At 44.1% G+C, this 26,869-nt stretch carries 29 protein-coding genes; 28 read left to right on the forward strand and 1 reads right to left on the reverse strand.

Annotated features, from left to right (window positions below; all coding sequences use genetic code 11):
• The 15 genes from NZ043_RS21420 to NZ043_RS21490 all read left to right on the forward strand — a co-directional run bounded on the left by NZ043_RS21420 (position 1) and on the right by NZ043_RS21490 (position 10,290).
• The gene (locus NZ043_RS21420) at positions 1 to 543 is read left to right on the forward strand and encodes a GNAT family protein (RefSeq protein WP_091031606.1); all 543 of its coding nucleotides are present in this window, start codon (positions 1 to 3) and stop codon (positions 541 to 543) included.
• The gene (locus NZ043_RS21425) at positions 540 to 1,109 is read left to right on the forward strand and encodes a hypothetical protein (protein WP_133384406.1); all 570 of its coding nucleotides are present in this window, start codon (positions 540 to 542) and stop codon (positions 1,107 to 1,109) included. The genes NZ043_RS21420 and NZ043_RS21425 overlap by 4 nt, the downstream gene beginning before the upstream one ends.
• A complete protein-coding gene (locus NZ043_RS21430) occupies positions 1,106 to 1,564 on the forward strand; it encodes a GNAT family N-acetyltransferase (RefSeq protein WP_133384407.1) in 459 nt (152 codons plus the stop codon). The genes NZ043_RS21425 and NZ043_RS21430 overlap by 4 nt, the downstream gene beginning before the upstream one ends.
• Before the next feature lie 59 nt (positions 1,565 to 1,623).
• Positions 1,624 to 2,067 carry a GNAT family N-acetyltransferase gene (locus tag NZ043_RS21435; protein ID WP_133384408.1) on the forward strand — a complete coding sequence of 148 codons (444 nt, stop codon included), beginning with the start codon at positions 1,624 to 1,626 and terminating at the stop codon, positions 2,065 to 2,067.
• Positions 2,068 to 2,087: 20 nt separating this feature from the next.
• Complete coding sequence (locus NZ043_RS21440; protein WP_339309185.1) at positions 2,088 to 2,909, forward strand: serine hydrolase; 822 nt, start codon at positions 2,088 to 2,090, stop codon at positions 2,907 to 2,909.
• 20 nt (positions 2,910 to 2,929) lie between these two features.
• On the forward strand, positions 2,930 to 3,397 hold the full coding sequence (locus NZ043_RS21445; RefSeq protein ID WP_133384410.1) for an NUDIX domain-containing protein: 468 nt from the start codon (positions 2,930 to 2,932) through the stop codon (positions 3,395 to 3,397).
• 360 nt (positions 3,398 to 3,757) lie between these two features.
• A complete protein-coding gene (locus tag NZ043_RS21450; protein WP_133384411.1) occupies positions 3,758 to 4,291 on the forward strand; it encodes a GNAT family N-acetyltransferase in 534 nt (177 codons plus the stop codon).
• Positions 4,288 to 4,923 carry a hypothetical protein gene (locus NZ043_RS21455; RefSeq protein ID WP_133384412.1) on the forward strand — a complete coding sequence of 212 codons (636 nt, stop codon included), beginning with the start codon at positions 4,288 to 4,290 and terminating at the stop codon, positions 4,921 to 4,923. The genes NZ043_RS21450 and NZ043_RS21455 overlap by 4 nt, the downstream gene beginning before the upstream one ends.
• Before the next feature lie 51 nt (positions 4,924 to 4,974).
• Entirely contained in the window at positions 4,975 to 6,003 is a 1,029-nt protein-coding gene (locus NZ043_RS21460) for an alpha/beta hydrolase (protein WP_133384413.1), read from the forward strand.
• A gap of 26 nt (positions 6,004 to 6,029) precedes the next feature.
• Entirely contained in the window at positions 6,030 to 6,446 is a 417-nt protein-coding gene (locus tag NZ043_RS21465; RefSeq protein ID WP_133384414.1) for a hypothetical protein, read from the forward strand.
• A gap of 206 nt (positions 6,447 to 6,652) precedes the next feature.
• Entirely contained in the window at positions 6,653 to 7,840 is a 1,188-nt protein-coding gene (locus NZ043_RS21470; RefSeq protein ID WP_091031586.1) for a glycoside hydrolase family 5 protein, read from the forward strand.
• Between the two features lie 204 nt (positions 7,841 to 8,044).
• A complete protein-coding gene (locus NZ043_RS21475; RefSeq protein ID WP_133384415.1) occupies positions 8,045 to 8,584 on the forward strand; it encodes a GNAT family protein in 540 nt (179 codons plus the stop codon).
• A gap of 175 nt (positions 8,585 to 8,759) precedes the next feature.
• Positions 8,760 to 9,035, forward strand: a complete 276-nt coding sequence (locus tag NZ043_RS21480; RefSeq protein ID WP_133384416.1) for a hypothetical protein — start codon at positions 8,760 to 8,762, stop codon at positions 9,033 to 9,035.
• Positions 9,036 to 9,046: 11 nt separating this feature from the next.
• Positions 9,047 to 9,847: a phosphotransferase gene (locus tag NZ043_RS21485; RefSeq protein WP_339309186.1), complete on the forward strand. Its 801-nt coding sequence runs from the start codon at positions 9,047 to 9,049 to the stop codon at positions 9,845 to 9,847.
• A 20-nt stretch (positions 9,848 to 9,867) separates the two neighbouring features.
• Entirely contained in the window at positions 9,868 to 10,290 is a 423-nt protein-coding gene (locus NZ043_RS21490; RefSeq protein WP_133384418.1) for a DUF1801 domain-containing protein, read from the forward strand.
• 329 nt (positions 10,291 to 10,619) lie between these two features.
• Here NZ043_RS21490 and NZ043_RS21495 read toward each other — a convergent pair whose 3' ends face one another.
• Positions 10,620 to 12,896, reverse strand: a complete 2,277-nt coding sequence (locus NZ043_RS21495) for an FAD-dependent oxidoreductase (protein ID WP_339309187.1) — start codon at positions 12,894 to 12,896, stop codon at positions 10,620 to 10,622.
• A 152-nt stretch (positions 12,897 to 13,048) separates the two neighbouring features.
• Between NZ043_RS21495 and NZ043_RS21500 the strand changes: the two genes are divergently transcribed.
• From NZ043_RS21500 to NZ043_RS21560, 13 genes are all read left to right on the forward strand, one after another.
• A complete protein-coding gene (locus NZ043_RS21500) occupies positions 13,049 to 13,816 on the forward strand; it encodes a helix-turn-helix transcriptional regulator (protein WP_339309188.1) in 768 nt (255 codons plus the stop codon).
• Positions 13,817 to 14,018: 202 nt separating this feature from the next.
• Entirely contained in the window at positions 14,019 to 15,839 is a 1,821-nt protein-coding gene (locus NZ043_RS21505) for a histidine kinase (RefSeq protein WP_339309189.1), read from the forward strand.
• A gap of 23 nt (positions 15,840 to 15,862) precedes the next feature.
• Positions 15,863 to 16,714 carry a helix-turn-helix domain-containing protein gene (locus NZ043_RS21510; RefSeq protein WP_289392156.1) on the forward strand — a complete coding sequence of 284 codons (852 nt, stop codon included), beginning with the start codon at positions 15,863 to 15,865 and terminating at the stop codon, positions 16,712 to 16,714.
• A 168-nt stretch (positions 16,715 to 16,882) separates the two neighbouring features.
• Positions 16,883 to 18,199 (forward strand): ABC transporter substrate-binding protein, encoded by a 1,317-nt coding sequence (locus NZ043_RS21515; RefSeq protein ID WP_339309190.1) that lies wholly within the window; start codon positions 16,883 to 16,885, stop codon positions 18,197 to 18,199.
• A gap of 267 nt (positions 18,200 to 18,466) precedes the next feature.
• Positions 18,467 to 19,348: a sugar ABC transporter permease gene (locus NZ043_RS21520; RefSeq protein ID WP_091031550.1), complete on the forward strand. Its 882-nt coding sequence runs from the start codon at positions 18,467 to 18,469 to the stop codon at positions 19,346 to 19,348.
• A gap of 82 nt (positions 19,349 to 19,430) precedes the next feature.
• Positions 19,431 to 20,261, forward strand: coding sequence for a carbohydrate ABC transporter permease (locus tag NZ043_RS21525; RefSeq protein WP_076249967.1), 831 nt, complete (start codon positions 19,431 to 19,433; stop codon positions 20,259 to 20,261).
• 126 nt (positions 20,262 to 20,387) lie between these two features.
• On the forward strand, positions 20,388 to 20,864 hold the full coding sequence (locus NZ043_RS21530) for a GyrI-like domain-containing protein (protein WP_091031548.1): 477 nt from the start codon (positions 20,388 to 20,390) through the stop codon (positions 20,862 to 20,864).
• Positions 20,865 to 21,173: 309 nt separating this feature from the next.
• Positions 21,174 to 21,722, forward strand: coding sequence for a glutathione peroxidase (locus NZ043_RS21535; protein WP_076216217.1), 549 nt, complete (start codon positions 21,174 to 21,176; stop codon positions 21,720 to 21,722).
• 65 nt (positions 21,723 to 21,787) lie between these two features.
• Positions 21,788 to 22,651 carry an AraC family transcriptional regulator gene (locus tag NZ043_RS21540; protein ID WP_240767982.1) on the forward strand — a complete coding sequence of 288 codons (864 nt, stop codon included), beginning with the start codon at positions 21,788 to 21,790 and terminating at the stop codon, positions 22,649 to 22,651.
• 136 nt (positions 22,652 to 22,787) lie between these two features.
• Positions 22,788 to 23,042 carry a hypothetical protein gene (locus tag NZ043_RS21545; protein ID WP_133384427.1) on the forward strand — a complete coding sequence of 85 codons (255 nt, stop codon included), beginning with the start codon at positions 22,788 to 22,790 and terminating at the stop codon, positions 23,040 to 23,042.
• Between the two features lie 147 nt (positions 23,043 to 23,189).
• A complete protein-coding gene (locus NZ043_RS21550; protein WP_036670536.1) occupies positions 23,190 to 23,789 on the forward strand; it encodes a nitroreductase family protein in 600 nt (199 codons plus the stop codon).
• 94 nt (positions 23,790 to 23,883) lie between these two features.
• On the forward strand, positions 23,884 to 25,515 hold the full coding sequence (locus NZ043_RS21555) for an S-layer homology domain-containing protein (protein ID WP_339309191.1): 1,632 nt from the start codon (positions 23,884 to 23,886) through the stop codon (positions 25,513 to 25,515).
• Between the two features lie 348 nt (positions 25,516 to 25,863).
• The gene (locus tag NZ043_RS21560) at positions 25,864 to 26,781 is read left to right on the forward strand and encodes an NAD(P)/FAD-dependent oxidoreductase (RefSeq protein WP_339309192.1); all 918 of its coding nucleotides are present in this window, start codon (positions 25,864 to 25,866) and stop codon (positions 26,779 to 26,781) included.
• The last annotated feature ends 88 nt before the right edge of the window (positions 26,782 to 26,869 follow it).

Below are 26,869 nucleotides of genomic sequence, written 5' to 3' on the forward strand. Positions count from 1 at the left end.
ATGACTCCATTTCCTGAATTAGAAACCAAAAGATTGCTGTTAAGAGAGATTAAACAGAGTGATTCCCAAGACATATTTCAATATTTTTCTTCAGATGAAGTTACAAGGTTCTACGATGTAGAAAGTTTTACGAATACAAAACAAGCAGAAGAACTCATACAAAGATGGAATGAACGATTCGAAAATGGTCAGGTCATCCGCTGGGGAATTGCTTTGAAATCGGACAACAGAATTATTGGAACATGTGGATTTCATGGTTGGATGAAACAACATCATAAAGCTGTGATGGGATATGAATTAGCACCGGAGTTCTGGCGGCAGGGTTACATGACCGAGGTAACTAAGAAAATCGTTGAATATGGATTCAATAACCTTGAATTAAATAGAATTGAAGCATTTGTAGAGCCAGAGAACGCGGGATCAAGAAAGTTGCTTGAGAAAATTGGGTTCAGTGAAGAAGGCATATTGAAAGAGAATTTTATTTGGAAAAATCGATTTGTTGATAATGTCATCTATGCATTTTTGAAGAAAGAATATGTATGAAAATACGAATTATTGGATCTTGCGGTAGTGGGAAATCAACATTAGCCAAAGAATTATCGGATAAATACGGTATTCCTTCTTATGAATTAGACAATCTCATATGGGACAGAAGCGCCGAAAATCTGAGATATCCTGAACATGTTAGGGATGAATCTGTCCAATCTATTGTCAGTTCAGAGGCTTGGATCATAGAAGGAGTGCAGTGCAAAGATTGGACCATTAAGTCCATCCAGGAAGCGGATTTGATTTTTGTATTAGCTCCAAATGTTTTCATTAGAGATTATCGGATTATAAAGAGGTTTGTATTGTCCAGAATGGGACTGCAACCGTGGAATTACAAGCAGTTATTCACGGACTTATGCAAGATGATTGTAAAATGGAACCATCAATATAATATAGAAGAAGTTATATGTACAATTAACACAAATCGCAAAACTGCAACAATCACAAAGAATAAAAAACAAGTGATACAGTTGATTGAACATCATTTGGAAGTGGTTGTAAGTGAAAGTGAAAAGAACCTTAGAGGTAATCAAAGATTATCGAAAGAGGAGATACAGTGGTGAATATAAAAATTCAACCAGTCACACGAGAGAATTGGGAAGAAGCGCTGAAGATCTCTTTGTATGAACACCAAGCGTCATTAGTTCCATCCGTTGTTGAGGGGATCGCTTACGCCTATATAAAACCGTGGGATGAAGCATTTGATCCTTACGTACTTGAGATCGATGGGAAGGTATTTGGTTTCTTTTATCTAAGTTATACTCCAGATAGTACAGATAATTACTGGATTGGTGGTTTTCAAATCGATAAATCCTATCAAGGTAAAGGAATGGGAAAGCGTGCTTTAAGAGCCATACTAGATTACATCACGAAAAAACATCCGTTATGCAAGGTTATTTCATTAACGGTTGAACGGGATAACGAAATAGCACAGAATTTGTATAAGAGCATGTCCTTCATTAGTGAGAATAGAACCAATTCAGATGATGAAGTGATCTACAGGTTGGCAATAAAATAAGAAATTTGAATAGTGTAAAGATTACATGTGATGATTTTCTAAATGAGGGGACTTAAACAATGAATCGTATGAATTATGAAGAAGAGTTACAAATCGTATTTGATGATCATGAAGAAGACTACAAAAAAGTTTGTAATAACTTATATAACTATAATGTCTCTGAAACAAATGGGTTATTAAATAAGCCTGGAAAGACTATCAATCTTTTTTTACGGGACAAGACAGGTAAGGCAGTTGGTGGGATCTTCTGTGCTACATATTGTGAAACATTATATATTGATAATTTTTGGATAGATGAGGAACACAGAAAGAAAGGATATGGGAAGTCTTTAATCATGCAAGCAGAAAGCAAGGCTTCTGAATTAGAATGTAAGCTTGCACACACAAGCACATTTTCATATCAATCACCGAAATTCTATCAAAAAATGGGCTATGAAGTGTTTGGATTAATTGATGAGTATCCTGATGGAATCATTCAATATTTTATGAAGAAAAGATTATAAGACGAGTACCTAACATAGTATTGGATTTAACGAATGATGAATTTTATCGGAATCGAAAAACGAAAGAAAAACAACATAAAGTGAATTCAATTACAAAAAGTGTGCTCTCCGCATTGGTGGGAATAGCTATACAACAGGGTTACATTGAGAATGAAGATACCCCAATTGTGAATTATTTTAACGATCTGGATGACAGCAAAAAGGGGATTACGATTAAGCATCTATTAACGATGTCCTCGGGCTTGTACTATCCGGGGAATGAAGCGATGATCCCATCTAGGAATTGGACGAAATTTGTTCTTGAGCAACCCATTGAATTCGAACCTGGAATCCAAATGAAATATAGTTGCGGGAGTTCGCATATACTTAGCGCCATATTGCAGAAGGCTACTGGTATGAACACTTCGGAATTTGCAAGAAAGAACTTATTTGCACCTCTAGGTATTAACGATTTCCATTGGTATCAGGATACACAAGGGATTGCGATCGGTGGTTTTGGTTTGCGAATGAAGATCGAAGATATGCTGAAGTTTGGGCTGCTATACGCTCAGAATGGGGAGTGGAATTCTAAACAACTCATCTCTGCTGACTGGATTGCTAGAAGTGTAAGTCCTTCTCTTACTTGCGAACCCTTATATAGCTACCACTGGCGCATAATGAAAAGCATCAAGGAAGAAGACGCTGAAAATAAAACGTTTTATGCTATGGGTATGGGCGGTGGAAGAGGGCAATATATCTTTGTTAACCAAAAGCGAAAATTGGTTGCGGTATTCACAACGATTATATCCGATGATAGCTTGTTACCACTTCAATGGTTTAACAATTATATTTTGAAAGAATAGTTGTTTATGGGAGAGATAACATGAGCCAATGGTTTGATCTAGATGAACTTGATCCAGAGTTAATCAAATTTGCAGTTATGATCGCTAAATACAATAATAAATTCATCATTATAAAAAATAGGAAAAGAGGAGGTTGGGAGATTCCAGGAGGCAACAAAGAAATAGGGGAAACCATTTTACACACGGCAAGTCGAGAACTCTATGAAGAGACAGGGGCAGTACACTTCGAATTGATACCTTATGGTGTATATGAATGGAATGGGAGCTTTGGTATGGTCTCTTATGCTGAGGTTAAATTGCTGGAGAGCTTACCGGAGTCTGAAATCGATGAAATAAAGCTTGTGGATGTATTACCTGAAGGTATGAACTTCGGAGATATGTTTTATCGTTTCTCAGACAGATGGGATGGACTTGAGAACCATAAGCTTAAGAAATACACTATCGAGATAAATCATTTGAATGAGTTACCAGTAATTAAAATAAGCTAGTTTTAGTTGGAGGAACTCTATTTTGAAACTAAAGGAGATGAAAAGAACTAGTGAATAAGAATAAGGGACTCATCATGTCACTATTACTTTTATTGATTTTAATTTTGTTATGGAATTCCTTTCGAACTTCAATTTTTGAAGCAGTTACTGTTCAAAAGATTAGTGAAAATGAAATGACTGTAATTAATTTTAATAATCTTGAAAGAACAATAGCCGTTCCAATGGATATGTCAAAACTAATTGAAGAGAACAAGGAATACACTATTTTGTACGATAAAAGAGTTTTTGATAAATACAGACTTCGATCTATAAAGCCATAGATTTTAGAAATAACATGGGAAAGGAGAGATGGCAACAATCATGATAACGTATAGAACGTTGACCCTTGATGATGTGAATCAGCTGCAGGAAATAGATCGCTCGGAACATATTGATCTCATTTATGAAATGAAAGAGAACCGATTGGTTGAGCTTGAACAAAATCATGAGTGCTCCAACTGGGATGAGATGCTTTTGAAAGAGATTCAAAATCGATATGTGTACGAATTAGAACAAGGTGGCATGGCATATGGCGCGTTTGCTGACGATCAATTAATCGGATTTGGAGTGCTGGCACATCAATATAGAGGAAAAGAACGAAATCAATTACAAGTTGACTTGATGTATGTCTCATGCGGGTACAGAAGACAAGGTATTGGAAAACGTATTCTAAACGAGTTAGGTGAAGAGGCTAAGAAACGTGGTGCACAGTATCTGTATATCTCCTCCACAGAGACGAAATCAGCGGTATCCTTTTATAGAAGTCAGGGCAGTCAGATTGCAAGCGAGATTGATCAAGAACTTTATGACAAAGAGCCGAAAGATGTACACATGATAAAGGAGCTGGGCCCATGACAACGGTTGGGATACTCGGAACCATTCATAATCCTGAACTCAGGGAGCGATATCATTGTTCCCTTTCTCTTTACAAGGATGTGATCACTGAGTTTAAACCAGATCTCATTTGTGGTGAAGTTCATCCGCAGAGTTGGTTGAGGTACCTGAAGGACAAACATGATAGAGGATACTGGGGAGAACCAGCTAGTGAGTATTGGGAATTGGTCTTCCCTTTATGCGAGAAGCATAACATCCCATTTGTCCCTATTGATTGGTTTGAATTAGATGTATGGAATGCTTTTGATCCATTCAACGGTTATTCGGGCGAGGAACGCCAAGAACTTGAACAACGGGACGATCATTGGTTTGCGGAGCAAATGGAGACGTATCGGTTTGGCGAGATTCCTTTTAATTCAAAGGAGTTTGATCGTGTAACCAGACAAAAATATGAATGGTTGCATCAGGTAAACGCGAAGGCACAGAACTTTCGCTGGGTGGTCCGTAATCAGATTATGGTTCAAAGAGTCAGAAATACAATTGAAGCTCATCCAGGAAAACGAATCCTCTGTATCGTAGGAGCCGATCATAATTATATTTTCCAAGAAGAGCTGGTGAAAGAACCCGTTGAATTGCTGTATCCGTTACGATAAATGAATCGTTGGTAGAATGACAAATGAAACTTATGACGTAAGGAGCATTACATGCGCAAAAAAATCCGTAAAACACTCAAGTACAGCATCTTCAGTATTATGTTAATGATTATAGTAGCTCTGATATTTCCCACATGGACACCCAAAATTAAAGGTGAAAATAGCATCAGCATGTTAGAGCAGGTCGAAATTAACGGTGCAGGACACGAAGTCATGATTAGAGGTGTTAATCGGACTAACCCTATCTTGATTTTTGTGCATGGCGGGCCGGGATGCTCGGAGATCCCTTACGTAAGAAAGTATCAGAAAGAGCTTGAGCAACACTTCACGGTGGTGCATTACGATCAACGTGGGAGTGGGAAGTCCTATCACTTTTTTGAGGATTACTCGAATCTGACAACAGATTTATTAGTAGATGATTTGTTAGCGTTAAGGGATTATGTATCAAAGGAGTTAAATCAAGAGAAGGTTATATTAATTGGTCATTCATTTGGTACATACATCGGGATGAAAGCTGCGGCTAAAGAACCCGCTCAGTTTCACGCTTATATAGGCATTGGACAGATGGCTAATACACTTCAGAGCGAACTGGAAAGTTTGGAGTACACGTACGAGCAAGCGAAACAAGCCGGCAATGAAGATGATGTTAAAAAACTGGAGCTAATTCGCAGCTCGATCGAGCAAGGAAAGGAACTTACGCCTAGAATTTTGTTGCAAAAGTACGGTGGTGCAGCCAGACTCATCAACGAGAATAGAGATTATATTTCAGGATTCCTTTTAAATCCCGAGTATAATGGGCTGGATATGATTCGCTTTTATACAGGGATGTTCAGTTCACAAGACATCTTACTGAAGGAAGCATTTGATCAAAATTTGCCTGATATTGTTGATCATCTGGAGATTCCTACCTATTTTGTAACGGGTAAATATGATTATATGACTACTGCGAATGCAGCACGTGATTATTTTGATGTATTGGATGCACCGATCAAAGACTTCATTGTATTCAACGAGTCGGCGCATTACCCACAGTTTGAGGAGAAAGAAAAATTCGTAAAGTGGTTAAATGAGCTATTTTAATAACCATTGAAAGGAGCAAGATCATATTGTTAAGTGAATTCATTGAGCTTGAAGAAGAGAGTGATGAGAGTTACCGGTGTTACACTCTGCAAAATACAGTGCAAATATTTAAACATTGCATACAGGATGAGGATTTAAATGACGTCCGAATATATGTGTCCACAAATACACCGTTAGATTCAGTTGTTCATAAAATAGAAGACTATATTAAGTGGTTTTCAACTTGTGAGACTGTCTTTCGAGAATATTATGAGAATGAACTTCAGGAAAAAGTACAACAGAATTGGTTTAATGAGATTGAAGTCTATCGTGTGGATATCACATTTAACGGTATAACCGACTACGGCGCAACAATATCTTGCGGAGATCATATTCTGCATGATCACATCATGGTGATTGATTTTGATAGAGAACAAATTCAAGCAATCCACTTAATCGGATAGATGGATTATTTTGTAGTAAATAGTCATAAAAAACAACAAAGATATCGCTTTATTTTCCATAAATGTGTTATTATGTTGGTGTCAGACGGGAAATTCATTTGTTTGATCGATAGGGAGAGGAGGCACGTATTCTCGAATCATTCAATCTGTATGGATAGATTAACTGCACTGCTTGTTAAAAATAATAGAATAAGCGGAGGTATGGTATGTTCAAAAAATGGAAGAAGTTTGGCATCAGCAGCTTGGCACTGGTATTAGTGGCTGCGGTAGCCTTTACCGGATGGAGCGCTAAAGCATCAGCAGCTGACGCTTCGCAAATAGTATCTGAGATGGGTGCAGGATGGAATCTCGGCAATCAGCTGGAAGCAGCGTTGAACGGTACACCGAATGAGACAGCTTGGGGCAATCCTACGGTAACTCCAGAGTTAATCAAAAAGGTAAAAGCGGCAGGTTTCAAATCCATTCGTATTCCCGTTTCCTATTTGAACAACATTGGAAGCGCTCCCAATTACACTATCAATGCGGCATGGCTGAATCGAATTCAGCAAGTCGTGGACTATGCGTACAATGAAGGTCTGTATGTGATCATCAATATTCATGGTGATGGGTATAATTCCGTACAGGGTGGATGGCTGCTCGTAAATGGTGGCAATCAGGCTGCCATTAAGGAAAAATATAAAAAGGTGTGGCAGCAGATTGCCACCAAGTTTAGCAACTACAATGATCGCCTTATTTTCGAATCCATGAACGAAGTATTCGATGGTAACTATGGCAATCCAAACTCGGCGTATTACGCCAATCTGAACGCATACAATCAAATCTTCGTGGATACGGTTCGTCAGACTGGAGGTAACAACAATGCCAGATGGTTGCTGATTCCAGGCTGGAATACCAATATTGACTACACTGTTGGTAATTATGGCTTTGCTCTTCCGACAGATAATTACAGATCCTCGGCTATTCCTAGTTCGCAAAAGAGAATCATGATCTCGGCACACTATTACTCTCCGTGGGATTTTGCAGGTGAGGAAAACGGTAATATCACACAGTGGGGTGCAACTTCTACGAATCCTGCCAAGAAGTCTACTTGGGGACAAGAGGATTATCTTGAATCGCAGTTCAAGTCCATGTACGACAAATTTGTGACTCAGGGCTATCCTGTAGTGATTGGTGAGTTCGGTTCCATTGATAAAACGTCCTACGATTCCAGCAACAATGTATATCGTGCTGCATACGCAAAAGCAGTTACCGCAAAAGCTAAAAAATACAAAATGGTTCCTGTTTATTGGGATAACGGGCATAACGGTCAACATGGATTCGCATTGTTTAACCGTTCGAACAATACCGTGACGCAGCAAAATATCATTAATGCAATCATGCAAGGTATGCAATAATTTACTGTCTATCAGCATCCGTGCAAACGGTGTGTTCCTTCAAAAGGGACATGCCGTTTTTTGTGCTACCCTGAGATAAAGTTGAACAACATTTACCAATGCATTTTACATAAGCCACATACAGAATTCATTAAATCCCACACTAGCTTTTATATACTTAATTTGCTTGATATAGCGAACTAAAAGGACTAGGTGGTAGACAGAATGTTAAAAAAACGTGATTTGCAGGAATGCCATTCGCTGTACAGCTTAATGATGGACCCCGCAGTTTCTCCTTACGTTCGTTATGCATGCCAATCGTATGAGGAATATCTATTCCTGACCAAACAATTGATGGCTGAAGAAGAACAAAAAACGGTGATTTCCCGAACGATTCTGAATGAAACAGGTCTGCCTATTGGAACCATTGATCTATATCATATCGAGTATCAAACCGGTTTTTTAGCCACATGGATTGGTTCACCGTTTTTTGGAAATGGGTATAGCCAAAGAGCCAAATCAGCCTTCTTTGTTGAACTATTTCTGGAACATGGGATTGAAACGGTATTTATGAAGATACGCAAGCAAAATATAAGATCCAGAAAAGCCGTACAAAAACTGCCTTATGTGAAGTTAGCCAATGATGTGTATCCAGATGTATATCAACGGATCAATATGAATGAACAGATGTATGATCTGTATTATGTTGGACAGTCAGCCTTTTTCGAAAATAGTATGGATCTGCACCAAGTGGTAGCTACGTAACTTATTCAGAGAGCATAAACAGCGGCGTCAGAGATGACGGCGCTATTTGCTATGATGAGATTGAAAATGGTACATATTTGGACATAAATGCAGGAATATGGAATAGAGAATCGAAAGTCACATAAGTAGATAAAGCGTATGCAGTATTGTGTGCAGTTAATGTAGGAGGCGTGATATGAACAATATCAACAAGATTTTGGGTGTAATTCTCATGCTTGGCAGTGTGTTTATTTCGACAATGGAGCGAATCTCAATACGAGTATCTGTCGCTATAGTAGAAGCAGGATATGCTTCAGGAGGGACTAACGTGCCACAGTTTACTCAGACGAACGAGCATCCAACAGGTTTACTCGTATACTTCATGTTCTTTGTTGGATTCATACTATTGGTCGCGGGATTCCCGGGGAGTTATAAGAAAAATCGTAATCATGGGCATAGCAAGGAAGTTTAGCTTGAGGAGGGATGAAAGTGGCCGAACAGGAGGAAGTGTTATCGGGAGGTAATGTGAATATGGTCGTCAGAATAGGTGAGACGGTTCGCCGGCATGCGAAACCAAATCCATATGTGATTGAATTGCTTTTACATCTCGAAAAAGTTGGTTATGATCATGCCCCTCGATTTCTGGGAATAGATGAACAGGGGAGAGAAACGCTCTCTTACCTCGAAGGCATCGTTCCAGGCAATGATTATCCTGATCTAGAAGAGTATATGTGGTCAGACGAATCTCTGATTGAAGTCGCGAAACTGTTGAGAAGTTACCATGATGCGACCGTTGGATTTACAACAACATCAGTATCAACGAACAGATATCCAGGCCTAACTGAAGATGAAGTTGTATGTCATAACGATTTTGCGCCGTATAATGTGGTGTACAAGGATGGCCGTCCTCATGGCATTATTGATTTTGATATGGCGGGCCCGGGTCCGCGAATGTGGGATATCGCCTATGCCTTGTATACCTCCATTCCACTAGCAGAATTTTCACCAGAGATGGATGGAACAGGTGTTATGCCATACGCTAGCGAGATGCATGGATCTATTCGAAAGAAACGGATTGCATTATTCATGACTACTTACGGTCTGAGTGTTCCAGCAGATTTGAAGGAGTGGGTCGTATCCCGCATTCGTTTTATGTGTAAAACACTGTCTGACCGAGCGGCTGCCGGGGAAGTTGCTTTTATAAAAATGATAGAAGAAGGTCATCTCGCACACTATGAAAAAGAGCTAACCTTTCTTGAAAAGCATTTTGATGACTGGACTTAAATTAGGGAGTGAATTCCACAATGTACAAACCAAAAACAACCGTAACAGACCAAAGTGTCATTGCATTTATTGAACAGATCGAACATCCGAAAAAAAGGGAGGATGCCTATCAATTATTGGATATCTTCACGGAGACAACAGGTTATGAAGCAAAAATGTGGGGGCCGAGTATTATTGGATTCGGTACATACCATTACAAGTATGATTCAGGTCACGAAGGCGATGCACCACTGGTGGGTTTTTCACCCCGAAAAGCAAAGATCAGTTTATATTTTGCCACAGGTGATAACAAAAGAGCGGACCTGTTAAAGGACTTTGGAAAACATACGACGGGCAAAGCTTGTGTGTACATTAACAAAGTAGCAGACATTCAAGTGGATGTTTTGAAAGCGTTAATCGTGCAGTCTGTCCAGTTCTTAAAAGAAACCTATCCTAATCAATAACTCTGCAAGCTATCAATCCGTTACCATAAAAGAGATTAGTGAGGGACGGGCTTATATTATGGCTTGGGTTATCAAAACTTGAAAAATATCCACATACGTATAATTATCAAAATTTAAATGCAGAGAATGCAGAACGACAATATAAAAATGCTCGTATCATGGTTAATATCATGAAAGCTGAAATAACCCTATTTTTATGTATATCAGTTTGATTATCATTGGTTTTTCCAGTGAAAGAGTGGCTAGTTGAAATGGACTCTTTAAAGGCATTGGAGTACCCCCTAGAATTCATGAGAAATCCCAGGGGGGTATTCCAATGTGTTTTGCGTTCAGCTCTTGCCTGTCAACGTTGGCTCCCCATAGGCCCGAATCTCGATCAACTCCGCGTACTTGCTGCCATTGGTGGCATCCATGTTCACTCTAAGCGCCTGTGAATACACAGGTGTATCCAGGGTATGAATGACTTTTCTTTTGCGGTTTTCCGTTGCACTTACAATCTCGATCCATTCCCGAGACGGACTCAATATCTCCACCCGATAATCACGCACAAGTTCAGGCATCACACGGAATGTGGTGTGATGGTGATGGAGGTTAACCAGATCCTCGTTCACATCATCATTAAACGTCAAGTGCAATTCAGCCAAGGTTTGTGGCTCTTCCCATGTCAGTTGTACCCATTCTGGCTTCCCAGACTCCATCGGCTGCGACATCCACTGTTGGGGCCCACCGAAGGGGCGATGGTAACCGTTGATCGTGTTGTCCGCTGAATAGGCCGTGGTCTCAGAGAGGGTACGACAGCAGAACGGTTGACGCGCCAACCCCTGCATGGACCATAATACGACAGGCTGATCCGTGGCATGATCCTCCAGATTTTTGGACACGTGGTTTTCTTCTGTTTTGAAGAAGATCAGCACCCCGCTGTGTGCTTCTATCGAATGGTAGAGTGAGACGGCTTTATTGGAGCGGATGATCATAAAAGCATTCTGCGGTTCTTCCGGTCGCCATTCGAGCGGAAGCTTCACCCACTGCGCAGTTCCTGTTGTAACGTTAACAGTCACCGTAACTTGTAACGAATGCGGGACGTAGTTCTCCTTACGTCCCGTATCCCACAGCTCTACCGTCAGCTCGGTATCGCTGGATGCATCCAGCAGCAGCTCCAGGCCGCTGAGCAGTGGATGCACAGGCAGCAGCAGGGCAACATCCGTACCCAGCGGGTACGTCTCGCCAGGCTGCTCAAGGGCGATGCCCGTCAGCGTGCTGGAGGCTGTAGCCTTGGCACGCCAGGCCAGATCCAGCTCATCGTGGCTGCGCACCCCGATGATGGAAGCGTCCTGCCGCAGCAATGTCTGCTGCAGCAACGCCAGATGCCTCGCGTGCAGCTCGCGCGGCGACACCTCCATGGCCGCGCAGAGCGCCGCGCCCGTACCAGCGGCTTCGCCGATGACCGCGCATGTTGCCATGACGCGGGTCGTGCCGAAGGCGACATGTGATGCACTGATGTCGCGCCCGGCCATGAGCATATTCTGCACATTTGCGGAATACAGCGAGCGGAACGGCACGTGATATACGCCATCGGCATGCATATGCTTCGAGCCGCTCGCTTCGGCATACATGCCCTGTGGGGGATGCAGGTCAATGGACCATCCGCCAAAGGCAACGGCATCCGGGAATTCCCGCTGGCTGATAATATCGTTCTGGGTGAGCACATAGTCACCCGTGAAGCGGCGGTACTCCCTTTTGCCAGGCAGCGAACCGATCCACTCCAGCGTCATATGATCTGCATCAAACTTGCCGGAATTCTTGATATAGTCCCAGATCCCGTAGATTACGGACCACAGCTCATCACGGATCAGCTCATTGTCATGAACGGTGTCATGTTCACCGCCCCATTCAATCCACCAATAATGACAACCGGAATCCCCGCTGCGAATGACCCGGCGAATCGGAATGCTGGTCTGTGTAATATCCTTGGCAAAAGAAGGCGGGATATAACGGACAGGCGCACCAGCATCCTTGGTATAAAAGAGAAGTGTACTGCCCAGCGTGATTTGATCAGCCACCTCCGGTGCCCATTCTTCGCCATATTCGCTGCGAGCTTCCCGGCCGAGTGCAAACTTGGCTCCAGCCAGAAAGCCAACCAATCCATCACCCGTACAGTCCAGATAGATCTGACTTTCGAATCGGATTTTGCGCTCAGAACCCATCATCCACCCGGTAACGGAGGTGATCATGCGTTCATCTCCATCCCCAGTGGCCTCGACTTCATGTACATCCGTGTTCAGGTACAGGCTGATGTTGGATTCAGCTCGAACGGCTTCCAGAATGATCAAGTCCCAAAGATAAGGATTGCCCTCTGGATTACGATACTGATTCTCTACAAACAGTTCCCCCATGATACCCGTCTCGCGGGCATAGCGATTAATCCCATGGGCGGTAGCGCCGCAGACCCATACGCGTACTTCGCTGCTGGAATTCCCGCCAAGTACAGGACGATTCTGCACCAGAGCGACCTGTTGGCCCAGCCGGGCAGCAGATATGGCAGCGCATACGCCAGCAAGCCCGCCCCCGATGACGGTGATATCCGGTTTAACGAGTTCGTGCTTCATATGAACACCTCTCTCATTGAATATGGATGAGCCTAAGCTCAGATTTCCTATTTCATATCTATAATTTCATATTAGTTCTATATATTTACTTTTCAAATACACTATATTATCATCGAGCATATACTTTATTTCATAACAAAGGCAGGTGTGTCATGGACCTCCTTAATCACATCTACTGGAAGAAGAAAGCTGAATTTGCTCTAGCAGAAGATATCTACGACGCTTGGGTGGTCTTTGCTGTTGAAGAGGGCGTATTTCGTTACGAGATTGACGGGCAGAGCGGAGAGGCGGGTTTTGCTGACCTGGTGTTGTGTCCACCACACGTTCCTTTTCGCAGAGAGGCGGTAACCCCGCTGACGTTTCACTATATACTGTTCCGTTGTAACTCCGCAGAGGGTGAGAGTCTTCTGCCCCCAATCGGAAAATCTCTCATTAATGATACAAAGCGTCTGGCTTCAACATATGCCTACCTGCGTCTGGCGAGTGAGGACAACGATGAAGTTACAACAGGATGGAAAACCCATCTGATGTTGGATTTGTGGCGGTTATATCAATGGGAGCGCAGACAGAGCAGGCTAATGGAAACGAAGTTCACGGAGGATGCCCTCATGGCTGAAGCGGCGGTATTGTTGGAGGAGTGGGCAGGAGAGGCGGTCAGTCTCCGAATGTTGGCCGAACATTTGGCTTTGAGTCCAGTTCAGCTCACCCGAAGGTTCCGGGAAGCCTTTCAAGAAACACCATCTGATTATCTGAAAGCGATTCGTCTCAAAAAAGCAAAAGCCTTGCTGGCAGATAGCCGTCTGACCCTTACGCAGATCGCCGAGAGATGTGGATACGAGAACGGATTTTATCTGAGCCGTGTATTTTCGTCCACCATAGGAATCAGTCCCTCGGAGTATCGGAGACGACATCAAGTATGAAAAAAGGGTACCATCCTTCTAGCCATCCATCCAGCCAGTCATCCATTCATTCATTTCTTACACCAATAGAACATATCTGTGCATTTCTCTTGAGTGCAGGCAACGAATATCACAAATCCATGCAAATCATTCGACTCCGGCTGTGAATGGCAGGCAGGTGCTATAATGGGGTCATTAATTGTAGGGGAGCGAGCACTAAGGAATGAAGAAGCCAAATTGGAAAAGTTGGTTGCCACAGCGGCTCAGATACCGCCTGTTCGGCGCGTTTGTGGTATTGATTCTTTTGCCGTTCAGTGCATTGAATGTCTACAATTATCAGCAGATTGAATCGCTGGTCGAGCAGAAAATCAGTGAGCAGAGCCATGAGCAGCTAGTCCAGATGTACCGCTCTCTGGAGGACCAGATGAGCATTGCCTTCAAAACGCTTATTTTTCTGGAACAGGATTCCGCGGTAAGAAATGTGCTAACCTCCCCGGACAGTCGTACGCCGCTTGAGAACAAGTCGCTGGTAGAAGAAAAGTTCAAGATGATCAACAACAGTTTTTTTCTATATAATCCTTCGGTGTACTTTACCTTGCTGGATTTTTATGATAGCGTTTACACTTCGTATTTGCCGAAACAAGCACTGACTTATGGCCCTTATCTGGAACAATTTCGTGAGCGGCTGGGGGAAATAACCACTCCAAAAGGCGGTGCGAAATCACAACCGTCTCAACCGGAAGAACTCTTCTATCGCTGGGATGCACGGGATACCAACCCTGTGCTTAGAGAGTTATCTTCCAGCCCGTATCTGTTGTCACTGTACGCTTACATGAAAGATAGCGGCGGCAAGCGATACGGGCTGGCACGAATTAGCATCGATTATTCCTACTGGTTCCAAACCATGCTGAAGGATTCACAGAGTAACCAGGAATATTACCTTATTACAGGTAGTGGAGAGACCATAGCCAGTTCATCCAAAACAGCGGCACTTTCCCCGGAAGTTACACGTGAAATAGCTCTTCATCCGGCACAGGCTTATCTGACTGATCCAGCCTCGGATACGCTGATTAACTACGTGTACATCGAATCATTGGACTGGTATATGGTGAATCGTATTCCACTTTCCATTCTGTTTACAGAGATATCCGAGCTTAAACAGCGTTACTTTCTGACCTTTTTTGGGTTTACAGGAGCATTTGTAGTGATGGCTTTTATGATCTCGGCAACGTTCACGCGCCCTCTGTCGCACTTACAGAATAAGATGAAGGAGGTTGTCCGCAAAAACCTCAAGATTCGTATTCCCGAAGGCCGCAGCCGTGGGGAAGTACTGGAACTGACACGCACGTTTAATACGATGCTGGATGATGCCAATCAGATGATCAACAGACTCAAAGCGGAGGAACGCCAGAAGGAAGCGGTACATTTTCATATGCTTCTGGCCCAGATGAATCCGCACTTTCTCCTGAATACATTGAATACAATGAAATGGAGTGCGATCCGCAGCGGTAATGAGGAGATCTCCGAGATGTGTGTTTCCTTGGGCAAATTACTGGAGGTCAGCCTGAATTCACAGGTCGAATTGGTATACCTGAAGGATGAGATCGAGTTGGTTCAAGCCTACCTTCATATCCAGCGGATTCGTTATCGGGATAGTTTTGAGGTGACTTGTGAATTTGACGATAAACTGGAATATGCGTTGGTGCCCAAACTGAGCTTGCAGCCACTGGTGGAGAATGCCATTCATCACGGTGTCGGGCCACTGGAGCAACTTGGTCAGATCCGTATTGGAATTTACAGGCAAGACACAGGAATGCTGATGCTGGAGGTGGCAGACAACGGAATTGGAATGGAGGAATCCCGGCGTTTGCAGATGACCCGCACGCGCCCGGGGATCGGCCTGTCTAACCTTAAGGAACGATTGCGATTATTGTTCAAAGGCCAAAGTGAACTTGAAGTGATTGATACCAAGCCGGGGACATTAGTGAGGTTCAGCATTCCTTTTTTATTGTCGACGCCTTACGTACAGAAGCGGTCAGACTAGACGACTGGAGAGGGGAATCTGGCATGTGGAAGGTATTGCTTGTGGAGGATGAGGTATTTGTACGAGAGTCGGTGCGAGAGATTATTTCCTGGGAAGAGCTGGGCTTCACGGTCATCGGAGAATCCGGTAATGGGACCGAAGCGCTGGCGATGATTATAAAGGATACACCCGATCTGGTGCTGACCGATATTGTCATGCCAGGTATGGATGGTCTGGAATTACTCAAACAGACCCGTCAGGCCGGGTTAAAAACCAAGTTTGTCATGCTCACCTGTATGGGGGAGTTCGAATATGTACGCCGTGCAATGGAATACGGGGCTTCCAATTATATTCTGAAGCTGTCGATGAGTGTAAATTCACTGCGTGATACTCTGCGTAAAGTAAGTGCGGAACTGGGAGCTTCGGCTGAAGCCCGGACAGAGACAGATCAACATGAAGTGCCGCCTTCCACACCGGTTCTCACATCAACGCCTGCTTTGCCTAATTCTCTTACGGTCTCTTCTGCGACCCCGTCTGATACGGATCTTCCATTTACACCTGTTCGTGAGCCGGTTGTGAAGCATCCGGAGATTAGCAAAATAATTGAGTACATCGGACAGCATTACGACCAGGACATTACCGTCAAATCCATGTCACGATATGTGATGATGGGCGAGAATTATGTGAGCGCTTTGTTTAAAAAGAAAACCGGCCATACCCTGATTCACTACTTGCATGGGGTACGGATGGAGAAAGCGGCTGAATATTTGCGCGAGACGGACCTTCCCGTACAAGAGATTGGTTACCGGGTAGGGTTCGGAAGTGATAATTATTTCATCAAAATATTCAAGCGTTGGACCGGTTGCACGCCCAGCCAGTATCGCCATCGTTCGTGACTCACAGGATGAGTAGAAGGAATATGTGTACCGAGTGCTCAGGCAAGCACAAGTAAATCCGTATTTTTGTTCAATCCGAATCATGGATATGTATCTTATGAACCCAGGAAGGTCCCTGCTACGATGTAACGGAAGGTACACTTCAATTCAGGGAGGTCATGTGACCAGATGAGAATCAAAAAAGGATTAACGGGGTTAATCGTAGGTGCGCTGATGCTGGGCTTGCTTGCCGGCTGTGTAGGTAAAAATGAGACGAACGGTGGAGACAACGGAGGTGGAGCGGCAGGGGGAAAAGTGAAACTCACCATGTGGGGCGCGGTGCCGCCCGAGAATGGTCCACAGGAAGTGGTGGATACCTGGAATGCGGAGCATCCTGATATTCAGGTGGAATATGTGCGGTTTGTGAATGATGATGATGGCAACCTAAAGCTGGATACGGCGCTGTCCACCGGGCAGAACGTTGACCTATATGTCAATTACACTCTCACAAACCTCGATAAACGCATCAAGGGCGGGACGGCGCTGGATCTAGGTGAGTTCACTGATTACAACATTGATGAGAAAATGGGTGAAGATGCGGCTTCCTGGAAAGTGGACGGCAAATATTACGGGATGCCAACCAAGAAAAACGCTGCCTTCTTCGCTTTAAATATGAAAGCGCTTGATCAGGCCGGACTGAGTGTACCGAAAGCCTGGACATGGGATGAAGCCCGTGAGTATGCACTCAAACTGAAGACGGCTGGCTTCAAGTACGGATTGGTGCAGCATACCGCTTCCTATGTAGACCCGCTCGATTCCGTTCTGGTGAAGAACGGCTATGTTAAGGCAGACGGTACTTCTAACCTCGATGATCCGCTTGTCACTAAATGGCTGGAGACGTTGAACGGAATGATGAAGGAGGATGCAACTACCCCTCCGCTCGGAGAGCAGCTGACTTCCAAAATGCCGGTGGAAAACATGTTCCTTGGCGGTGAGTCTGCCATGATTAATATCGGCGAATGGCTGATTCGCACATCAAACAATATGACCGAGTTCCCGCGGGATTGGAAAATCGCCTTTGCACCTGTACCGAGACTGGCTGCACAAGAAGCAGATATGGTGAAGAGTGGAGGACTTGGTGACTTTATCGCGATCAATTCCAAGTCGAAAAACAAAGAAGCCGCATGGGAGTTCCTGAAATGGTACGCCGATGGGGGAATGATGCCAATGGCTGCGGGTGGACGTTTGCCTTCCTCAAATGCGGTTGATCAACAGACTGCTATTGATCACCTGCTGGGCGATTATGCCGATTCTTATGATAAAGAGTCACTGGAATTTGTGTTGTATGGTGACGAGACACCTACGTTTGTCCGCAGCATTGCGCAGGAAGTGGTCGATCTGCGTGCACAGGAGTATGAAAAGTTCTTCCTTGGTAACCAGACTGCCGAAGTTACGGTACAGAACATGGTCAAACGCCATAATGACTGGCTGAAGCAGAATCAATAGAATGCAAAAGCAATGAGTCCAAAGGCCGTCCCCAATGGGACGGTTTTTTCTATATAAGCAATAGAACAATAGAGCATTAGATGTATGGCATTAGCTAGGGCTTTCCGGGCTAAAGGAAATAGAACAATTCCATGTTGTTTTCCTCCCTAAAGGCACTGCCGAAATACATATATCTGTGATATCAGGTACAGGGTTATGTTCCTTAAATGTTAGAGGACATCTTGTTATGCTTAATTCCAGAACAGATGTTAAGGAGTGGGGGAGCATATGCATAAATCCTGGATGAAACGGCAGAGCAGGCTCGGGTATCTGTTTATTGGGCCCAATATGATTGGCGTGCTGTTGTTTTTTATTATACCGGCTGTCTATTCGTTCTATCTCATGTTCACTGATTACAAATTCATGAGCCCGGAGACGAATTTCGTCGGGCTGGACAATATCCGCCGGATGTTGAATGATGATCTGTTTGGGGTGGCCCTGCGAAATACATTTGTATTTTTGTTAGCGGTTCCAGTATCGATGGGTTTGGCATTTATCGTGGCTGTGGCGCTGAATAAGTCGGTGTACTGGCAAAAAACACTGCGTGCCCTCTATTTCATGCCCTATATCACCAGCGGCGTTGCCATCGCCTTTGTCTGGATGCTGCTGTTTCAGCCAACATCGGGGCCAATTAATGGTTTCTTGCGCGGAATCGGTATTACGAACCCACCCGGCTGGTTATCAACAACCGAATGGTCCATGTATGCGATTGATATCATCTGGATCTGGTTCATGCTGGGATACAACATGATTATATATCTGGCCGCTTTGCAGGAAATCCCGGAGGAATTAGTTGAAGCTGCAAGGATTGATGGAGCCCGTCCCTGGCAGACCATTCGCCACGTGATTTGGCCACTCGTGAGCCCAACGACCTTTTTGCTGCTGATTACAGGACTGATTATGACGATCAAAAACTTTGGCATTATCCAGGCCATAACTCAGGGTGGGCCGGGAAACAGTACAACCGTGCTGTCGCTGTTTATCTACCAGAATGCCTTCCGATATTACGAGATGGGATACGCTGCTGCCATTAGCTGGGCGCTCTTTGCCATCATCATGATCTTCACTGTATTGCAGTGGCTTGGTCAGAAACGTTGGGTTCACTACTAGGAGAGGAGGGATTGTTATGGAGAAACAAATTGCCGCGAATGCGAAGCCCACAGCCCCACATTCACCTAAAGTGAAAGTCCGCATGGAGTCCTTGACGCAGATTCGAAAAATCATATTGACACTTCTGATGTCCGGGTTTGCCCTGCTGATGATTATGCCGTTCATCTGGATGATCAGCACGTCGTTCAAATCTCCTGCGGACGTATTCACCTATCCCATCCAGTGGATACCCTCCAGCCTAAACTGGGAGCATCATATTAAGGTCTGGAGTGGGGCGGATACCTTTGCGACATATTATCTGAACTCGTTGAAAATATCGCTAATTAGCACGGTCGGAGCTGTATTTCTCTCGGCTTTTGCAGCCTATGGCTTCGCACGGATTCAATTCAAAGGTCGGGAGACACTGTTCCTGATCTATCTCTCGATGATGATGGTGCCTCCGCAGGTACTCTTTGTACCGAAGTTCCTGATGTTTGAATGGGTTGGCATATATAATACGCATTGGGCATTGATCCTGCCTGGAATGTTCACGATCTTTGGGGTGTTTATGCTGCGGCAATTCTTCCTATCAGTGCCTTCAGAGATCTCGGAAGCCGCGTTCATCGATGGTGCCGGTCATCTGCGCATATTCTTCAGACTGATTCTGCCTTTGGCGAAGCCAGCGCTGGCTACCCTGGCGATCATCGATTTCTCATGGCATTGGAATGACTATGAAAATGCGCTAGTGTTCCTGATCGACAAAGACCTGTACACCGTGCCACTAGGACTGCAGAACTTTATTCTGGAGAACAATGTGGATTACAACGGCATGATGGCCGCTGCCACGGCAGGTATTATTCCGATGATCATCGTTTTTCTGGTGGGACAGCATTATATTATCCAGGGCGTGGCCGGAAGTGCCGTGAAGGGTTGAAGCTGCGATCTTACAATCCCATAATATAACCCTTTTGCTGAACGAAGAGATTTTCGCGGCAGAAGGGTTTTCTGTTAAAAGGGAGAATTAATCCATGATCTGAGTTTATCATTGGAGGAGATTCTCATGGAAATGAAAGTGATCACATTGCCCGCTTTTTGCGTTGTAGGATATTCAATCGAAGCGACTATAGAAGAGTTCGAATCGGGTCTGGGCAAGAGCCACTATCATAAGCTTGTTGAGAGAAAAGATGAATTTCAACATCGAAAAAATGACAACGTCATGTTGATGCAGATTTATCCGATGAACGTGGATTTCAATGCAAAGGTTGATAAGTTCACACATCTAATAGGATATGAAGTAATTAGTTCGGAGAATGTTCCTTCAGAGATGATAAGTCATGAGGTCCCTGACAGTCAGTATGTGACGTGCACGCATCGAGGGGTTGAGTCAGAGATTGGTGATACATATGATTATATATATGGACAGTGGTTTGGTGAGACGGGACATGAACCCAAAGATTATGATTTTGAAATTTGGGATGAGCGTTATCAACCGGAAAGTCCCAACAATGAGATTGATATATATGTAGCTTTGCAGTGATTTTATCGGGATTCATGGGACACATTTAAATGAAGGAAGAGGATGTTGTTGAAACTGAGTATAATCATATTTATTGTTTGAGATATCGCATGGGAAAATCGAGATAAAACACTGGAAATAAAGTATCCCCCCAGAACCAAATATGTTATGAGTATTAGAGCAGTTGAGTAATAGATATATTTTCAAATATCTCTGAGTCTAATCTGAACGATCAATATCTTCTCCAATACAATAGTTCAAACTTCGTATATAATATAAAATCATATGATGCTGTATGACTACATAACTATCGCGAGGTGCACTAGACTTATGCCAACCATCTACGACTTTACCGTAACCAGAACCAGTGGAGAGCGTTTCCCACTCTATCAATATGAAGGAAAACCTGTGCTCATCGTAAACACGGCAAGTAAATGTAAATATACGCACCAGTTTGATGATATGCAGAAGCTGTATGACCAGTACAAGGATCAAGGGCTTCAGATTATTGGTTTCCCGTGTAACCAGTTTGCAGAGCAAGAGCCCGGAAGCAGTTCGGAAGCGGAATCGTTTTGCCAGATTAACTATGGTGTGAAATTTCCGATGTTCTCCAAACTGGATGTGAATGGAGAAGCGGCGCACCCGCTCTACGACTTTTTGAAAAGATCAGGGCCTTTTGCTGGCTTTGATGAAACAGATATACAGGCCAAATTATTGAAATTAATGGTGGCTGAGAAGGCACCGGAATGGTTACATGGAGATGCAATCAAGTGGAATTTCACTAAATTCCTGATTGATGCAGAGGGTCGTGTGGTCAGACGCTTCGAACCTATCGACTCCATCGACGAGATTCAAGAGAGTATTAAACAGCTTTTATAATTTCACTTTCATATATCCTACAGGGGCATGACACAAATCGTTCCCCTCTTCCGAACAGGAGGTGCATGAATGTGCCGAGCATGATGCAATTTAATGCTTCACTGGAGTATAGTTACCGTTCCACCAGCACGTTTGACCCGGGCAAGTCAGATGGATTCCATTCCCATCCACATTATGAGATTTATTATTTTCATGATGGAGAATGTACCTATATCATAGGAGACCGGGTATATAACCTGGAGCCGGGTGATCTGGTGTTGATGCATGGCTTGACTCTTCATCGACCACATCCGAAACCAGGCAGTGCTTATGAGCGAAGCACACTGCATTTTGATCCGTCTGCCATTCGCAGCAGCCTGCATCCGGACCGTATGGTTGAGGTCTTGAGGCCATTTGAAGAACTAAGAAATTGCCGGGTCAATCTGATGGGTGATAGCCGTTCTGAATTCGAAGCTCTATTGCATGATCTTCATCGTCTGTCTCAAAGTCAGAGCAATTTCAGGCAGGAGCGAATGAATGTCAGACTGTGTGATCTGTTGTATTTTGTAGCAGAGATCTGCCAAGGCGATGTCGAAGAACAACTTCCCTCATCGGAGAGGGAGCGGCATGTCCAGCATATTATTCGTTATGTGGATACCCATTATATGAAGGACATTGGTCTGGATGATTTGGCACTGGAATTACATCTATCCAAGCCATATCTGGCAGGCATGTTTAAGGAAATGACAGGTTTGACGATATTCAAATACCTGTATGACCGTCGCATCAATCAGGCGAAGCTTTTGTTTCAGTTCCAACCAGAGATTACTGTGACAGAAGCAAGTCGATTGTCCGGTTTCAAACGCCTTTCGCATTTTAGTCGGATGTTCAAACAAAGTGTGGGATGTTCGCCTGATCTGTACCGTACCCAATTGCATCGCCAATCCTAGAAGCCCTCTGTGAGCTGACCAGCTTGTCTGGTCGGCTTTTTTTGTTGATTTTCGTTTGAGGAATGCATACCACTGTGTTTAGAGGACACGCAGAACAGGTAAAGAAAGGTAATGAACCCAGAGGAGGCGAATATGAATGAAACAGCGCACACCGGATCAAAATAACAGCGATACCCATCAGGAACAATCCCATGACAATCCTGAACAATATAAGACAGAGCACGAAAGTCTGCTTGACCGACATGAAGAAGAACAGACTGTAGATCCAATTCCAATGGAAGATCTGAATATGGAAGCTCAGGAAGAGAAGAATAAAGATCAGACAAAAAGTAACTCGTCTACGGAAGAGAAATACCGGGCGGATTATCGCAAAAAGACGGGCGAAGGATAATTCCAATTGCTGTTGTGGGCAAACTTGTTGAAATGTTTTCGGTGAATGTATATTTAGTGAAAATAAATTAGTTTGTTGACTAATGTATGTTACTATATTATAGTTACTATGTTGGCAATTGAAAAAAAATTTGGGAGGCGAATAAGAATGACAACTTTTTTTGATGCGTTGAAAAACAGAAGATCTTATTATGGAATCAGCAAGGAATCTACAATTTCGGATGCTAAAATCCAGGAAATCGTAGAAGAAGCGGTGAAATATACACCAACTTCCTTTAACTCACAAACATCCCGTGCCGTTGTATTGCTCGGTGAACAACATGATAAATTGTGGAATCACACAGAAGAAATTTTGCGTGAAGTGGTAGGCAATGAAGAAGCTTTCAAATCCACAGCAGAGAAAATGACTGGATTCCGCAGCGGATATGGTACGGTTCTCTTCTTCGAAGATAACAATGCGATCGCACAGCTTCAACAAAACTTTGCAGCTTATGCAGATAACTTCCCAATCTGGGCTAACCAATCCAACGGCATGTTGCAACTGGTCATCTGGACTGCTCTGGAACAAGAAGGTCTGGGTGCATCTTTGCAGCACTACAACCCGTTGATTGACGAGAAAGTGAAGCAAGAATGGAACATTCCTGAGAACTGGAGATTGATCGCTCAGATGCCATTTGGTAAACCAACGGCAGCACCAGGTGAGAAAGAATTCCAACCAATTGAAGAGCGCGTAAAAGTACACAAGTAAGCTTCGCATTTCCCAACATTTAACCACATACGGCCTCGCTTCAATTTGATACGATGATAGTTGATCGTAATCCAATGAAGCGAGGCTTTTTAATGTGAACAATAGATTAAAAGACATAACGAACCAACGGATATGGAAAATTGCTTTATGCGGAATGTTAGCACTTGGATCGGTGGCTGGATACAGCAATACCATTCAAGCTGCAACCGTACAGCAACAATTTCAGGATACGCGTACGAGTTATGCGAAGGATGCCATTACACATCTGGTGGACAAAGGCATTGCTGCAGGTACGTCAGAGACTACCTTTGAACCGAAGAAGGCCGTTACTCGTGCAGAATTTGCGACGTTTGCGGTGAGATTGCTAGGTTTGAAGCCCGTTAAAAATAATATAAATCCCTATCAGGATATAAGCATGAATGCTTGGTATTACGGCAACGTTGCTGCCATGACGAATCTTTTTATTCTGGAGGGTAAGGGTCAGGGAACGTTCCAGCCTAATGCTTCCATTACGCGCGAAGAAGCGGCTGCCCTTCTTGTGCGAATGTTGAAACAACAACCCGTAGAGACCGCACTCTTATCTTCAACGTATTTCGACGCAGCGGATATCTCGGACTGGGCACGTCCCTATGTGCAGACGGTATACCAGCTTGGACTGATGCGGGGAAGTGGAGGCGTGTTCCGACCGCATGACCAGGTAACGCGAGAAGAAGCAGCCGTAATGCTTGATGCCATTTTACAAAAGAAAACATGGTCTGAACAGTTACAACGTGGAGATGAACTCGGCGTTCAGTTGGGTTGGCAATATAACTCCACTGCCGCTGAATTCAAGAAGCAAGTGGAACAGTCTGAAGTGAATACGCTTGTCCCACGCTGGTTTTTCCTGAACAGCAGTATGAAAGTCACGGATCACGCGGACCCGGCATTGATCTCCTGGGCATCCGCCACAGACAGGCAGTTATGGCCATTGCTTGGGAATCGTTCCGATTCGGCACTTACGCATCAGATGTTATCCAGCTCAGCCAACCGAGCAGCAGTGATCTCACAGGTAGCCGCCTATGTCAAAACCTATAAACTGGACGGCATTAATGTGGATTTCGAGAATGTTGATCCTGCGGATCGTGAAGGGCTGACGGCATTTGTGACCTCCTTGACGGCTACGTTGCACGCACTGGGTGCAGTTGTGTCTGTGGATGTATCACCAGACCTGGGTACAGATTGGACCGATGCATTTGATTATGCCAAACTGGGCGCTGTGTCGGATTATATGGTGCTGATGGGATACGAGGAACACTGGAACGGTGATCCGAAAGTAGGATCAGTGGCGTCTCTTCCATGGGTGGAAAAGGCACTGGATACCATGCTCTCCGAGGTGGTACGTGCCAAAACCATTTTGGCCCTTCCGCTATATACACGAGACTGGTCTTCAGTGAATCCAGCAACGAGTTCTTGGGACATAACACTGTCAGACCAGGGAACGCGTGCCCATGCCACGGGATCTGTAAGACGATGGGATGCAAGGTTGGTTCAATATATTATTGGGTACAACAGTAACGGTATGCCAAGATATATATGGGCAGAGGATAGTCGTTCTTTATCGGCCAAAGTGTTAATGAGTGAGCAACGGCAGATTGCCGGACTGGCTTACTGGTATATGGGCGGCGAAACAGCCGATGTATGGAACGCCATTTCAAATGCTTCGCGATTTGAATCGTATAACTTCTAAATATTCATGAATCTGATAGACTCAAGCGAACCGGGATGCTGCCGGATGGTTTGGGTCTCTTTGTTTTGGTATAAGATAAGCAATATGAGGAATCGTTTAAGCTTGGCTGAACGGTTTAATGTATATAAGGACAAAATATAGATATATTGAACTAAACATTTACACAAAACGGAGAGGACAGAACGAAGCTGAAGAAGCGAAGCGTACGCCTTTATCACCGGATTTAACCTTTGTAAAAGATATAAAAAAAATCTGGGGATAACAGCGATCGTAAGGTTGTTCTGTCATCGGAGTGACCGGTGTAAATACTTGTTAGTTCAATATATATAGTTCAGGAGGAGAAGGAGCATGCGAGAGGTTGATTGCATAATTGTTGGTGGAGGGCTCGCAGGGCTTCAGGCAGCCATTCAGCTTGGACGTTATTCAGCTCATCAGGTGTTGGTAATCGACGCGGGAGAAGGCAGATCGACGTTGTGCCGGACTTATCATAATATCCTCGGTTTCCCCAATGGGGTATCCGGTGAAGAGCTTAGAGAACGAGGCAGGATGCAGGCAGAGCGGACCGGTGTATCTTTTGAGAAAGACCGTATTGTTAAAGCAGGACGTCATGGAGAGAAGATCCAATTGTTCGGTACTTCCGGATCTGAATATAGGAGCAAAACCGTGTTATTGGCAACGGGGCTCACGGATAGAGTTCCGGACATTCCGGGACTAACCCCTACGCTGGGCCGAACAGTGTATGTCTGCCCTGATTGCGATGGTTATGAGATTCAGGATCAACGTACGGTACTATTGGGATCTGGTGAAGCAGGTGCCAATATGGCGATGATTTTAATTCAGCGTACGAATGATCTGTTATATATCAATCATGAGCAGGCTCCCATATCTGCAGAGCTGCATCGCAGCATGAAAGAGGCGGGAGTTCGTTATCTGGAAGCGGCTGTCCAGGAAGTGCAACAGATTGAGGATGGTCATATCACCGGTGTTCTGACCGAAGATGGACAGATTTTTGAGTCGGAGCGTGGATTTATCGCATTTGGAGGCAATCGTGTACACTATGAACTCGCGGAGCAGCTTGGAGCTGTAATCGCAGATAATAAACATGTAGAAGCTGATCCGCGCAGCTTGCAGGCAGCAAATAATGTATGGATAGCCGGGGATTTAGGACTGCACGCAGAACAAGCAACCGTTGCGATGGGTGAAGGTTCCATTGCCGCGATCTGGATTCATAAGGCGTTACAGCAGATGACAAAGGATTCACGTTGAATTTCACCTTCAAATATGAGGTTGATTATTTAATTGTTCATTACCAAAAAGTCCTCCCAAGCCATACATATGGCAGGAGGACTTTTTG

The sequence above is a fragment of the Paenibacillus sp. FSL k6-2145 genome, from assembly GCF_037976585.1.
Classification (GTDB): domain Bacteria; phylum Bacillota; class Bacilli; order Paenibacillales; family Paenibacillaceae; genus Paenibacillus.